Source organism: Thiothrix fructosivorans (assembly GCF_017349355.1).
GTDB lineage: Bacteria > Pseudomonadota > Gammaproteobacteria > Thiotrichales > Thiotrichaceae > Thiothrix > Thiothrix fructosivorans.
Genome location: NZ_JAFMPM010000008.1, coordinates 656,776 through 669,937 on the forward strand (window position 1 = coordinate 656,776; position 13,162 = coordinate 669,937).

A 13,162-nucleotide genomic window follows, 5' to 3' on the forward strand; every position below is an offset into this window, starting at 1 on the left:
CTAAATTCTTTCGACGGGATGAGCCAAGCCTCATCCCGTTTCGTATGTAGACTTCGGAGGTTCTTTTGAACAAGCAAGCACTGCTGGTGCTGGAAGACGGGAGTGTTTTCCACGGGCGTTCCATCGGCTGTGATGGCCAAACCACAGGTGAAGTGGTCTTTAATACCGCACTGACAGGCTATCAGGAAATCCTGACTGACCCGTCGTATTCACGTCAAATCGTCACGCTGACTTACCCGCATATTGGTAACGTCGGTGTCAATCAGGAAGATTGCGAATCTACCCAAGTCCACGCGGCTGGGCTGATCGTGCGCGATGTGCCAGCGGTTTACAGTAGCTGGCGGGCAGAAGAATCACTGCCTGACTATTTAGCACGCAACAACGTTGTCGCGATTGCCGACATCGACACACGCCGTTTGACGCGCATCTTGCGTGAAAAAGGCGCACAACGTGGCTGCATCATGGCAGGTGAAAACTTGTCCGTGGATGTGGCACTGGACGCGGCACGTTCCTTCCCCGGCTTAAAAGGCATGGATTTGGCGAAAGAAGTCACCGTCAAAACCAGCTATGTGTGGACAGAAGGCAGTTGGCAATTAAATCCCGCCACCCCACGCCCATCAACCGCTGACAATGCCGAATTCAATATCGTCGCTTACGATTACGGTATCAAAACCAATATCTTACGCATGTTGGTGGATCGTGGTTGCCGCGTCACCGTTGTGCCTGCACAAACCCCCGCCGCAGATGTACTGGCGATGAAACCAGATGGCGTATTCCTCTCCAACGGTCCCGGCGACCCAGAGCCATGCGATTACGCCATTGCTGCAATCCGCGAAGTATTGGAGCAAAAAGTCCCCACGTTCGGTATCTGTCTCGGTCATCAATTACTCGGTTTAGCCAGTGGCGCGAAAACTGTCAAAATGAAATTCGGGCATCACGGTGCAAACCATCCGGTGCAAGATTTGGACAGCAAGCGCGTGATGATCAGCAGCCAGAACCACGGTTTTGCGGTCGATGAAACCACGCTGCCTGCCAACGTGCGTGCTACGCATCGCTCCTTGTTTGATGGAACGTTGCAAGGCATCGAACGCACTGACTGCCCCGCAGTGAGTTTCCAAGGACACCCCGAAGCCAGCCCCGGCCCGCACGACGTAGCCCCTGTATTCGACCGTTTCATTGAGATGATGAGAGCCGCACATGCCTAAACGCACTGACATTAAAAGCATTCTGATTATTGGTGCAGGCCCGATCATTATCGGTCAGGCGTGCGAATTCGACTATTCCGGTGCGCAAGCGTGTAAAGCCTTGCGTGAGGAAGGCTACCGCGTCATTCTGGTCAACTCCAACCCCGCGACCATTATGACCGACCCGAACATGGCGGATGCGATTTACATTGAGCCAATCCGCTGGGAAACCGTCGCCAAAATCATTGAAAAAGAACGCCCTGACGCATTATTGCCAACAATGGGTGGGCAAACCGCGCTCAATTGTGCGCTTGATCTTTCCCGCCACGGCGTGCTGGAAAAGTTCGGTGTGGACATGATCGGTGCGAACGAAGTCTCCATCGACATGGCAGAAGACCGCCAGAAATTCAAAGTAGCGATGGATGAAATCGGTTTGGAATCCGCCCGTTCCGGCGTAGCCCATACGATGGACGAAGCCCGTGCGGTGCAAGCCACCCTTGGCTTCCCCGTGGTTATTCGCCCCTCATTCACGATGGGCGGCAGCGGCGGCGGTATTGCCTACAATAAGCAGGAATTTGAAACCATCGTGGCGCGTGGCTTGGATATGTCGCCGACCACCGAAGTTTTGCTGGAAGAATCCCTGCTTGGCTGGAAAGAGTATGAAATGGAAGTCGTGCGTGACCGCAATGACAACTGCATCATTATCTGTTCCATCGAAAACCTTGACCCGATGGGGATTCACACGGGTGACTCGATCACGGTAGCCCCTGCGCAAACCCTGACCGACAAGGAATACCAGTTACTGCGCAATGCGTCGATTGCAGTTCTGCGCAAAATCGGTGTCGATACTGGCGGCTCTAACGTGCAGTTTTCGGTCAACCCGAAAAACGGGCGCATTATCGTGATCGAAATGAACCCGCGTGTATCGCGCTCTTCCGCACTGGCTTCCAAAGCGACAGGCTTCCCGATTGCGAAAGTCGCGGCGAAACTGGCGGTTGGCTACACGCTGGATGAATTGCGTAACGAGATTACCGGCGGGGCAACGCCTGCGTCATTCGAGCCGTCCATCGACTACGTTGTGACCAAAATCCCGCGTTTCACCTTCGAGAAATTCCCGCAAGCCGACTCGCGTTTGACCACGCAAATGAAGTCCGTGGGCGAAGTCATGGCGATGGGGCGCACCTTCCAAGAGTCGTTCCAGAAAGCCCTGCGCGGTTTGGAAACCGGTATCGACGGCTTGAGCGAACGTATTGATCCACAAGACCCGGATGCGAAAGACACCTTGCGTCGTCAACTGACCGAAGCCAGTTCCGAACGTATTTTGTACGTGGCGGATGCCTTCCGCTTGGGTCTGAGCATCGAAGATTTGTTCGCGCAAACCAGCATTGACCCGTGGTTTTTGGTGCAAATCAAAGAGCTGGTCGATATGGAAAATGGTTTGAAAGACCGTTTGCTGAATAGCATTAGCGTCGACGAAATGCGGGCATTGAAGCGCAAAGGCTTCTCCGACCGTCGCTTGGCTAAACTGTTGCACGAAACCGAGAAAACGGTGCGGGTGGCACGTCACAAGCTCAATGTGCGCCCGGTTTACAAGCGCGTCGATACCTGCGCGGCAGAATTTGCCACCAATACCGCGTACATGTATTCCACTTACGAAGAAGAGTGCGAATCCAACCCGACCGACCGTAAGAAAATCATGGTGTTAGGCGGCGGCCCTAACCGTATCGGGCAAGGCATTGAATTCGACTACTGCTGCGTCCATGCCGCGTTAGCGTTGCGCGATGATGGCTTTGAAACCATTATGGTCAACTGCAACCCGGAAACCGTTTCCACCGACTACGACACCTCCGACCGTCTGTATTTCGAGCCGCTGACGCTCGAAGACGTGATGGAAATCGTCGATCTGGAAAAGCCTTACGGCGTGATCGTGCAATACGGTGGGCAAACCCCACTGAAACTGGCGCGTGATCTCGAAGCTCTGGGTGCGCCGATTATCGGTACCTCGCCCGATTCCATCGACTTGGCGGAAGACCGTGAACGTTTCCAACAATTGATCCACAAACTCGGCTTGAAACAGCCGCCGAACCGCACCGCTAGAAGCATTGAAGAAGCGGTACGTTTGGCAGACGAAATCGGCTACCCCTTGGTGGTGCGTCCGTCTTACGTGCTGGGCGGACGGGCGATGGAAATCGTTTACCACGAAAACGAATTGCGCCGTTACATGACCACAGCGGTGTCCGTGTCGAATGATTCGCCGGTATTGCTCGACCGTTATCTGGATGATGCGATTGAAGTGGACGTGGACGCGATTTGCGACGGCGAAAACGTGCTGATTGGCGGCATTATGCAGCACATCGAACAGGCGGGTATTCACTCCGGTGACTCGGCATGTTCCTTGCCACCGTATTCCTTGCGTGCGGACATCCAGGATCAATTGCGCGAGCAAATGGTACGCATGGGCAAAGCCCTCAACGTTATCGGCTTGATGAACGCGCAATTTGCCATCAAAGGCGACGATGTTTACGTGCTGGAAGTGAACCCGCGTGCCTCACGTACCGTGCCATTCGTGTCCAAAGCGATTGGTCGTCCGCTGGCAAAAGTCGCGGCACGTTGCATGGCTGGTCAAAGCTTGGCAAGCCAGAATACACTGAACGAAATCATCCCGTCCTACTACGCGGTGAAAGAAGCGGTATTCCCGTTCATCAAATTCCCCGGCGTTGACCCCATCCTCAGCCCAGAAATGAAATCCACGGGCGAAGTGATGGGCGTTGGCAGAACGTTTGCTGAAGCCTTCGGGAAAGCGCAATACGCAGCGGGTGAAGTTTACCCAACGTCCGGCGTGGCGTTCATCAGTGTGCGGGAAGCTGACCGCCGTCACCTGAAAGAAGTGGGTGATATGTTGATCGGACAAGGTTTCAAAGTCGTTGCCACCCGTGGTACGGCACGCGAATTGCAGAACGTCGGGGTAAAATGCGAAATCGTTAACAAAATGCGTGAAGGTCGTCCTAATATCGTTGACATGATCAAGAACGAGGAAATCGACCTGATCGTGAACACGACCGAAGGTGAGCAATCGACGCGTGACTCGTTTGAGATTCGCCGCGAAGCCTTGCAGCACAAAGTGACCTACACCACCACGATTGAGGGTGCGCGGGCGTTGTGCATGGCGATGGCCTACACTGACAGTGAACAGGTTTACTGTTTGCAAGATTTACATCGGGAAATAACAGAACAAGGGGTTTGAAGCGATGAGTACAAGACCACCGCTAACATTAAAAGGCTCAGAACGCTTGAAGGCTGAATTGCAGCGTTTGAAAACCGAAGATCGCCCGCAAATTATTCAGGCGATTGCGACAGCGCGGGAACACGGTGATTTGAAAGAAAATGCTGAATATCACGCAGCGCGTGAGCAGCAAAGTTTCTGTGAAGGACGCATCAAGGAGCTGGAAAGCAATTTGTCGATGGCGCAAATCATTGATGTTGCTGTGGTCGGTGCTGCCAACCCCGGCAAAGTCGTGTTTGGTGCAACGGTTGAGCTGGAAGCTGTCGAGTCCGGTGAAACCATCACCTACCAAATCGTGGGTGACATTGAAGCGGACATTAAGCACAACCGTATTGCTATTTCTTCGCCGATTGCGCGTGCCATGATCGGTAAGGAAGAGGGCGATGTCGCGGTGGTGCAAGCGCCCAGCGGTGTGCGTGAATACGAAATCGTTGCGGTTACTTACCAATAGTGGCTAATCACTTTACCCACATCGGCTTGCTGCAACACGGCGCGGTGGAAGCTGGGGACGTATTCTGCGGTGAATTGGAAACCCCGTTAAGCAAAGCGGGCTGGAAACAGCTTAAGCAAGCTTTCGGAAAGGCTGGTGCGGACTGGGATGCCGTTATTACGTCACCGCGAATGCAATGTGCTGCCTTTGCCGAATGGTTTGCGCAAAAGCATGATTTGCCGCTGGTGCGGGATGAACGCTTGCGGGAAATCCATTTCGGTGAGTGGGAGGGGCATACCCCGCAAGCCGTTATGTCAACCGATACCGAAAAGTTAGCCGAATGGTGGGTGAATCCTGCCCAAGTTACCCCGGCGGGGGGCGAGAGTTTTGGCGATTTTCGCGCTCGCGTCTTGGATGCTTGGACAGAATTAGCGCGGGCTTATCGGGGTGAACGGGTACTAGTGGTGACGCACGCAGGCGTGATCCGCGTCATTATGGCGCACGTTTTGCAAATGTCCGATGAGCGTTTGTTGGCATTGAATGTTGAATACGGTGCGTTGACGCGTTTGCGGGTGTTGCGTGACCGTGGTGGCGAGTGGGCAAGCCTGATTGCTCACGGTTGCTAATGTTGAGAACACTGCGCCGCTCGTTTTTAGTGGCGTTGTCAGTGTTGACGTTAATGCCAGTACCCGCTGTTGAGACGTTTTCGGTGGAGGAAAAAGGTCTGGGGTTGATCTGGTTTCCTGCGTTGGGAGCGTTGATGGGTGGGTTACTGGCGTTAGCCGCTTGGCGGTTGGAAGGGATTGAGCCGATGTTAGCATCGGTGATTTTGCTGACTATCTGGCTATTTATCAGTGAGCTGCACCATTTAGATGCGTTGGCTCACAGTATTACAACGTGGTTTTTTGGTGAAAGTGCGTTGCCCAACCCGCATTTTGGGGTTATGGGCGTCATGGCGCTTGTCATGATGGTGAAGTTTGCTGCGCTTTCGGTATTGATCGAATACAAGTTGTGGCCGTACATCTTAATGGCACCGCTGGCGGCGCGTTTATTGGTGATGGCGTTGATTGGGTTTACCCCGATTGCCCCAGCCGAAACGCAGGCGCAGGAATTCCGTGCTGAATTTCCTTATGTGGCTTTGTTTATTTGGTTGTTATTGGCATTACCGGTGGCATTGGTCGCGGGTATTCCGCTGTTTGCTTTGTTTGTGATGCTGTTGTTAATTCGTTTGCGGATGAGGCAAACCAGTGGCGGGCTGAAGTGGGAAGCGCTTGGTGCAAGCATTGTATTGCTCGAAGCGGTTGGCTTGTTTGTGGCGGCATTGACGGCTTGAATCCCCACCTTAGTGGTATGGTATTGGCTTGACTGTTAGGATAATGTCCTTACTTTGCAGGTTTTAAAGGCTTTACGCACCATGTCTGAAGAACATTTCTCCACAGAAAAACGCATCCTGATGGCGATGCGTAAAACCCTCGGCGGCATTATCCGCGATTTAACCCCTTCCGATGCCGCGACCCGTTATCCGCTCTCCGATGCGACGGTGGAAGACGTGAAAAAGTGCTTCGATCTGATTGCGGCGCGGGAACGTGAATTGGCGCAAGCAGCGGGTGTGCGTGAAGAACGCCCGCATTTTACCGATGAAGTCAGTGCACCCAAAGTCGTCTCCATTGCTGGTCTGAAAAAGAAGGATTAACCATGCAAACCTTTTCAGCCGAAGAAATGAGCGCCTTGACACGCGCGGTGATCAGCCACATGGACGAGTGGAAAATCAGCGCCGAACATATGTTGACGATTTTGGGATTGGATGCAGAAGTTCGCCCACGTCACTTACAGCAATACCGCCAAGGCGATAAAGCCTTCCCACAAACGCCGGAAATGATGGATCGGATTGATCACATTGTCGGTATTGCGGATGCGTTACGCACCACCTTCCCGTTCAGCAGCCAAATGCGGGTGATGTGGTTAAGCAAGCCGCATCGCCGCTTTCAGCGTCGTGATCCGTTAACGGTGATGTTGGAGGAAGGGGTGGATGGCTTGATGCGTGTGCGAATAGAAGTAGATTGCGCGTATGGCTATGCGATTAACGACGCACTACATGCCGCCGCAGCAGAGAAGAAAAAAGCGGTTGCTTAACACGCGAGGGCAGGGCTTGATGATTCAAGCCCCATCCTTGTTAACATTGCTTATGCGGCCGCGTCGCCTTCAGTTGCTGCGCCTTTAACCGCCTCTTTGACCATCTTCTGCAATTCGCCGTTCTGATACATTTCCAGCGTAATGTCGCAGCCGCCGATTAATTCGCCGTTGATGTAAACTTGTGGAAACGTAGGCCAGTTGGCGTATTGCGGTAAGTCTTGGAAAATTTCAGGGTCGCCCAAGACGTTAACGTAAGCAAACTCTTCGCCACACGCCATCAGTGCTTGTGACGCACGGCTGGAAAAGCCACATTGCGGCATTTGCGGTGTGCCTTTCATGAAAATGACGACAGCGTTGCTTTTAACGGCTTGGTCGATACGGTCTAGTGCGCTCATTCAAGTATTCCTCGTTATTGATAGGTGCTGGATTACATTCTACCTGTTGCCTGAAATAAATAAACGTCAGATTCCGTGAGGAATAGCGCCAACCTAGTGTTTGCGGCGTTGTTTCATGGCGGCAAATTCGGCGGTGTCGATATAACCGTCACGATTGGTGTCCACGTTATCGAATATACGGCGCGGGTTGAGACGCCCGGAGACGGGATTTTTGGCGGCATATTCCGACCAAGAAATTAGCCCATCGTTGTTGGTATCTAGGCGTTTGAAGTCTGGGTCAGTGGCAGCGGCAGCGTTACCTGCGCTAAGCAGTAAGGCAACGCTGAGAGAGAATAATGTTATCGTGTTCATAATGTACCCCTGTTTGGTTGATTTGTTGTCGGTGGAAGGGATTAACGCGGATTCTGTGGCAACGTTGACAGTCTTGCGCCAGAATGTTGGTTTTTTTCTCCACTCAACATCAGCATAGTCTCGCTATGCCAACAGGGGATGAACATTTAAGACGTAGTGGTTGGCGTTAGCCACTGTTGCAGTTTTTGCCGCAAGCTTGCCATTGAAATAGGTTTGGTCATGTAGTCATCCATGCCTGCTTGCAAGCAGTTTTCGCGGTCGCCCTGCATGGCATTGGCGGTGAGTGCAATGACGGGGGTGCGCGGTGTGTAGCGTGCTTGTTCCTGTTGACGAAACAGGCGGGTAGCTGCGTAGCCATCCATACCGGGCAATTGGCAATCCATTAGCACGAGGTCGTAGCGGTTTTTATCCAGCATAGCGACGGCTTCATGCCCATCCATCGCAATATCGAAGCTCATCCCTAGTTTGGTGAGCATGACATGCGCAACTTTGATATTGACCAGATTATCTTCAACCAGCAGCAAATGCCCATCCAAGGTGGCAGCAATAGAGCCGTTTGCTTTGGCTTGCGGAGGTTCGGGGGAAAGGCTTTGGGGCGGGTTATGTTTGTCGAACGTTAGATCGAAGTAAAAGGTGCTGCCGTGTCCCTGTGTGGATTTTACCCGAATGCAACCACCCATGAGTTGCACCAATTCTTGGGCAATCGTTAGCCCTAGCCCTGTGCCACCGTAAAGGCGTGTGGTGGATTCATCGGCTTGGCTGAAGGCGTTAAACAACACTTCGAGTTGTGCGGGGGGGATGCCCGGCCCAGTATCCGCGACCAATAAACGCAATTGGGTTTGCGTGACGTGTTCTTGCAAGCATTCAACGTACAGCGATACCGCGCCGCTGCTGGTGAATTTGACAGCATTGCCGAGTAAATTTCCCAGCACCTGTTTCAGGCGAATGGGGTCGCCGTAAAGCCATGTGTGGCAGTCTTCCGGTAGATGGCTATTCAGGGTCAAGTGCTTTTTGGTGGCAGAACCACTGAATAATAGCACCATATCGTCGGTCAACTTGCGCAAGTTGAAAGGAATACGTTCCAAAACCAGCTTGCCGGATTCAATTTTGGAGAGATCCAATACCGAGTTGATGACATCCAGCAAGATTTCCGAGGAGCTGTAAGCGGTGTGCAGGTATTCTTGCTGCTGCGGGTCTAGCGGGGTTTTCGCTAAAATATCCAACATGCCCAGGACGCCATTCATGGGGGTGCGGATCTCATGGCTCATATTGGCGAGGAAGCGCGATTTTTCTTTGGATTGTTGCAGGGCGCGAATTTTTTCCTGCGATTCTTGTTGGAGGGTGGCGTTAAGCGCGTGCATTTCTTGCGATGACACTTCTAACGAGCGTTCCAACACGTAATAAGCGTGTTTGTGCTCGTGATATGCCTGATTCACGCGATTCAGAAACGTTTGCCAACTGGCAGCATCGGGTGGTGCGTCTGGCGTTAATCCCAGACTCCGTAGCTGTCGGTTGAGGGTACGATCGTAATCACTCATGAATGGTGGTCAATGTCATGGTTTGGTTATGCAGGTCGCAGGTGCCTTTGGAAAACGGTGAAATTTCCCCGTAAGAATAAAAGCCGATTTGCGTGGTGTTTTCTGGTAGGTTATCCAACACGGCTTCGACTTCTTCCTCGGCATCTGCGCCCATGACCATGCGGCGTCCGACGCAACTGATGGAAATACACAACACGTCCTTTTCAGTGTCGGTAGCACTCATTAAAGCGGCATCTTCTGCACCTTCTACCAATTGTTCCAGATTGGCACGCATTAATTGTGCGTAAGCTCCGACGGGAATATCGCCTGCAAAAGTGAGCGATTGCGTAGCTTCGTCAACGGCGAGAATGGTACGCACCAGTTCTTTGGTTTCACCCGGTTGGCTTAAGGCGAGAGGGAAACGCAGACCTGCTGCGGGTAAGCCCTCTGCCATTTCGCCCAGATAGGTTTTGTATAAGGCGAGCGCAGGTTTGCCTGCCAATTCATACAGGATATTATGTTCGGCACGCGTCACTTCGCGGGCAGGGCCAAACGGTTTCCAGCCCCCTTTTGAGCCGTGACCAATGTTTACATTGCCGTATAAACCTAAGGCTGCCACGATGCCAGTGGTGGGTTTGCCGTTTTGCAATACCCATGTTTTGGTGAAGTGCTCTCCATCACCCGCTAAACCGCCGGTAACGGTGATGTCTGTTTTGACTACATCATTAAAGCCTTGGGTCAGTTCACTGCCGTTGACGCGCAAGCCGTCGGATAAGACAAAAATACCTTTCAAGTCATCCCGTTCTAGGCGATCTGCTAGCAATCGTCCAATATTGCGCGATTCTTTCGGGTCGTGAATACTGATGTGCGTCATGCGCAAAGTGGTGGATTCAAATTGCACCAAAGCAATCACGAGGCTACGGTCGTGAATGCTGTTGTTCAGAATCTCACCGGCACTGGAGCACCCCATGCAAATGGCTTGCGGGTACTGGGCTAACAGAGACTCGAAGGGTTTGGAGTGATCCAAGAATTCGGAATGACCGAATAGCAGAATCAAGAGCTGTTTCGATGAAATACTAGGCAGTTCCGAGGAAAAACCACCCTCAACGGTATAGGTCAGCGTATTAATTTTCATGGTAATGGTATTCCCTCAACTGTGTTTATTTTTACTGTATTATTAATACAAATAATGACACAGCTTACTGAGGTTCGCCACCCCTACGGATGGATGGAAGCCTTGAATGTTGCGAGCAGTTGGCTGTTGGTATCAATGAATTCACGCACAAAGGTTTTATTACGCGCACTGCTAAAGCGTGCGACTTCTTGACCGTTCTCGATCAAGAGCACGGTGGGAAAACCGCGTACTTGATTGCGTCCGGCAAGTTTCATATTTTCGTCTTCTTCGGTATCGAGTTTGGCAAGCAAAACGTTGCCTTGATAGTCAGCGACGACAGCTTTCAATACGGGGTCAAGGAACAGACACGGGCCGCACCAATCCGCCCAAAAGTCCACCAGAATAGGGGTGTGGGCGGAGGCTTTGAGAACACGTTCTTCAAAGTCAGCAATGCCATTAATCTCGATAACAAACGGGTGTGTGGTCATGGTGGTTTCTCCAGTTAGAGGGTGGGGCGCAATTATAGCGGCATGAGCGCAGATGTGTATAATCCTGAGCCTTACCCACAGGAATTGACGCTTATGCGAAGCCTTGTTACTGCCAAAACGGTTTTTTCGTCACCCGTACACTTTCTCGCCTTTGGGTTTGGCAGCGGCTTATCCCCGTTTGCCCCCGGCACAGCAGGCACATTGGCAGCAATTCCGCTGTATCTGTTGCTAGTGCAATTGCCCTTCTGGGGATATGTCGCGGTGTTGTTGGTCATGTCGCTGGTGGGTATTTGGATTTGCGGCGAATCGTCGCGACGCTTGGGTGTACACGATCACGGCGGCATAGTGTGGGATGAATTTGCGGGATATTTGCTAACTATGTTGGCAGCGCCCGCCGGGTGGGTGTGGATGGTGGTGGGCTTTTGCTTGTTCCGCCTGTTCGATATTTGGAAACCGTGGCCAGTACGCCGGGTGGATCGTGAGGTATCCGGCGGCTTTGGTATCATGTTTGATGATATACTGGCGGGTATTTATGCGTGGCTTGCGCTGCAAGTGTTGGCACGGTTGTTTGGCGCGTAAAGTACCCAGACAGCAGAAAGCCTTCCCGAAGGAAGGCTTTCAATACACGAAGCCTGTTATTATCATTAGGCGCTTCAGTGCGGAATAAAAAAGAAGGGGCGTAGCCCTGTTATTATTCTTCTACCCCTTTAGCCCTTGAACGAGGCTGATTATGCGAGGGTGGCACTGAATTTTAACTGAATATTTCGATTATTTTTCATTCAGTTATGCTTAAGGTATTATTTAAAAATCAATCACTGGAATGTCATGAACGTCAGAACTCGCTTTGCCCCTAGCCCGACGGGTTATTTGCACATTGGTGGCGCACGTACCGCGCTGTTTTCTTGGCTGTACGCCCGCAAGATGGGCGGCACTTTCATTTTGCGCATCGAAGACACCGACCGCGAACGTTCGACGCAGGCATCCGTGGATGCGATTTTGGAAGGCATGGCGTGGCTGGATTTAGGGCATGACGAAGGTCCATTTTACCAAACTCAACGCTTCGACCGTTACGCGGAAGTGATTGAGCAATTAGTGGAGAGTGGTCACGCCTACCGTTGCTATTGCAGCAAAGAAGAGCTGGAGCAGATGCGCGAAGAACAAATGGCGCGTAAAGAAAATCCACGTTACAACGGGCTATGGCGCGACCGTCAGGACGAAACACCGCCCGCTGGGATTGCTCCGGTGATTCGTTTCCGCAATCCGCAAACGGGTGTGGTGGAGATTAATGATTTGGTGCGCGGCAAAATCACCATCAGCAATGCCGAACTGGATGATTTAATCATTGCGCGTTCTGATGGCACGCCCACGTATAACTTGACCGTGGTGGTGGACGATATTGATATGCAGGTGACGCATGTGATTCGGGGTGACGACCATATCAGCAATACGCCGCGCCAGATCAATATCATGCAGGCATTGGGCTTTGAACCGCCCAAATTCGCGCATTTGCCGATGATTCTGGGGTCGGATGGACAGCGTTTATCCAAGCGTCATGGCGCCGTGAGTGTGATGCAGTACCGCGACGAGGGTTTCACCCCGCAAGCCTTATTGAACTATTTGGTGCGGTTGGGTTGGTCGAATGGCGATCAGGAAATTTTCTCACGTGAGGAAATGATCGAGCTGTTCTCGTTGGAAGCCATCAACCGTGCGCCGTCGGCATTTAATGCGGATAAATTGCTCTGGCTCAACCAGCACTATATCAAAACATTGCCGGTAGAAGAGCTAGAAGCGCAATTGCAATGGCATTTGCAGGCGCAACAGTTGGATGTCTCTAATGGGCCTGCGTTGGCTGATGTGATCGACGCACAACGCGAACGCGCCAAGACGCTGGTGGAAATGGTAGCAATTAGCCGTTATTTCTACGAAGAGTTTGCAGAATTCGATCCTGTTGCGGTGCAAAAGCAGTTCAAAGCGGATACGGCAGACAATCTCCAAACCGTGCATGACGAACTGGCAGCATTGTCGGCATGGCAAGGCGAACCGATTCACGCCGCTATCCAAGCAGCTTGCGAAAAGCTTGGCTTGAAACTGGGTAAGGTCGGCCCCCCATTGCGCGTGGCAGTAACAGGAAGTGCTTCTTCGCCTTCTCTGGAAATCACGCTCGAATTAATTGGGCAAGCGCGTGCTTTGGCGCGTATCCAGCGGGCGATTGGCTTTATTCGTGCGACCCAGTTTTAGGATTAATCAGCAATATCCCCCTAAGCTAA

At 52.2% G+C, this 13,162-nt stretch carries 14 protein-coding genes; 9 read left to right on the forward strand and 5 right to left on the reverse strand.

Annotation, left to right across the window (positions count from 1 at the left end; translation table 11 throughout):
• Positions 1-65 precede the first annotated feature (65 nt).
• The 7 genes from carA (at position 66) to J1836_RS17560 (ending at position 7,030) form a co-directional block, all read left to right on the forward strand.
• On the forward strand, positions 66-1,205 hold the full coding sequence (gene carA / locus J1836_RS17530; protein WP_207252404.1) for a glutamine-hydrolyzing carbamoyl-phosphate synthase small subunit: 1,140 nt from the start codon (positions 66-68) through the stop codon (positions 1,203-1,205).
• The gene (carB, locus tag J1836_RS17535) at positions 1,198-4,428 is read left to right on the forward strand and encodes a carbamoyl-phosphate synthase large subunit (protein ID WP_207252405.1); all 3,231 of its coding nucleotides are present in this window, start codon (positions 1,198-1,200) and stop codon (positions 4,426-4,428) included. The genes carA and carB overlap by 8 nt, the downstream gene beginning before the upstream one ends.
• 4 nt (positions 4,429-4,432) lie before the next feature.
• The gene (gene greA / locus J1836_RS17540; RefSeq protein WP_207252406.1) at positions 4,433-4,918 is read left to right on the forward strand and encodes a transcription elongation factor GreA; all 486 of its coding nucleotides are present in this window, start codon (positions 4,433-4,435) and stop codon (positions 4,916-4,918) included.
• Positions 4,918-5,523, forward strand: coding sequence for an alpha-ribazole phosphatase family protein (gene cobC, locus J1836_RS17545; RefSeq protein ID WP_207252407.1), 606 nt, complete (start codon positions 4,918-4,920; stop codon positions 5,521-5,523). Before greA ends, cobC begins: the two co-directional genes overlap by 1 nt.
• Positions 5,523-6,230 carry an adenosylcobinamide-GDP ribazoletransferase gene (locus tag J1836_RS17550; protein ID WP_207252408.1) on the forward strand — a complete coding sequence of 236 codons (708 nt, stop codon included), beginning with the start codon at positions 5,523-5,525 and terminating at the stop codon, positions 6,228-6,230. The genes cobC and J1836_RS17550 overlap by 1 nt, the downstream gene beginning before the upstream one ends.
• An 81-nt stretch (positions 6,231-6,311) precedes the next feature.
• Complete coding sequence (locus J1836_RS17555) at positions 6,312-6,590, forward strand: segregation and condensation protein A (protein ID WP_207252409.1); 279 nt, start codon at positions 6,312-6,314, stop codon at positions 6,588-6,590.
• A gap of 2 nt (positions 6,591-6,592) precedes the next feature.
• Positions 6,593-7,030, forward strand: coding sequence for a DUF2384 domain-containing protein (locus tag J1836_RS17560; protein WP_207252410.1), 438 nt, complete (start codon positions 6,593-6,595; stop codon positions 7,028-7,030).
• Positions 7,031-7,080: 50 nt separating this feature from the next.
• On the opposite strand, the gene grxD is transcribed toward J1836_RS17560, so the two are convergent.
• The 5 genes from grxD to J1836_RS17585 all read right to left on the reverse strand — a co-directional run bounded on the left by grxD (position 7,081) and on the right by J1836_RS17585 (position 10,895).
• Entirely contained in the window at positions 7,081-7,425 is a 345-nt protein-coding gene (grxD, locus tag J1836_RS17565) for a Grx4 family monothiol glutaredoxin (protein ID WP_207252411.1), read from the reverse strand.
• 93 nt (positions 7,426-7,518) lie between these two features.
• On the reverse strand, positions 7,519-7,776 hold the full coding sequence (locus J1836_RS17570) for an EF-hand domain-containing protein (protein ID WP_207252412.1): 258 nt from the start codon (positions 7,774-7,776) through the stop codon (positions 7,519-7,521).
• Positions 7,777-7,922: 146 nt separating this feature from the next.
• Positions 7,923-9,314, reverse strand: coding sequence for an ATP-binding protein (locus J1836_RS17575; RefSeq protein WP_207252413.1), 1,392 nt, complete (start codon positions 9,312-9,314; stop codon positions 7,923-7,925).
• Positions 9,307-10,428 (reverse strand): FIST signal transduction protein, encoded by a 1,122-nt coding sequence (locus J1836_RS17580; protein WP_207252414.1) that lies wholly within the window; start codon positions 10,426-10,428, stop codon positions 9,307-9,309. Before J1836_RS17580 ends, J1836_RS17575 begins: the two co-directional genes overlap by 8 nt.
• A gap of 83 nt (positions 10,429-10,511) precedes the next feature.
• Positions 10,512-10,895 (reverse strand): thioredoxin family protein, encoded by a 384-nt coding sequence (locus tag J1836_RS17585; RefSeq protein WP_207252415.1) that lies wholly within the window; start codon positions 10,893-10,895, stop codon positions 10,512-10,514.
• Between the two features lie 42 nt (positions 10,896-10,937).
• Here J1836_RS17585 and J1836_RS17590 point away from each other — a divergent pair, with 42 nt between their 5' ends.
• A complete protein-coding gene (locus J1836_RS17590) occupies positions 10,938-11,474 on the forward strand; it encodes a phosphatidylglycerophosphatase A family protein (RefSeq protein ID WP_372447683.1) in 537 nt (178 codons plus the stop codon).
• Positions 11,475-11,720: 246 nt separating this feature from the next.
• Positions 11,721-13,133, forward strand: coding sequence for a glutamate--tRNA ligase (gltX, locus tag J1836_RS17595; RefSeq protein WP_207252416.1), 1,413 nt, complete (start codon positions 11,721-11,723; stop codon positions 13,131-13,133).
• The last annotated feature ends 29 nt before the right edge of the window (positions 13,134-13,162 follow it).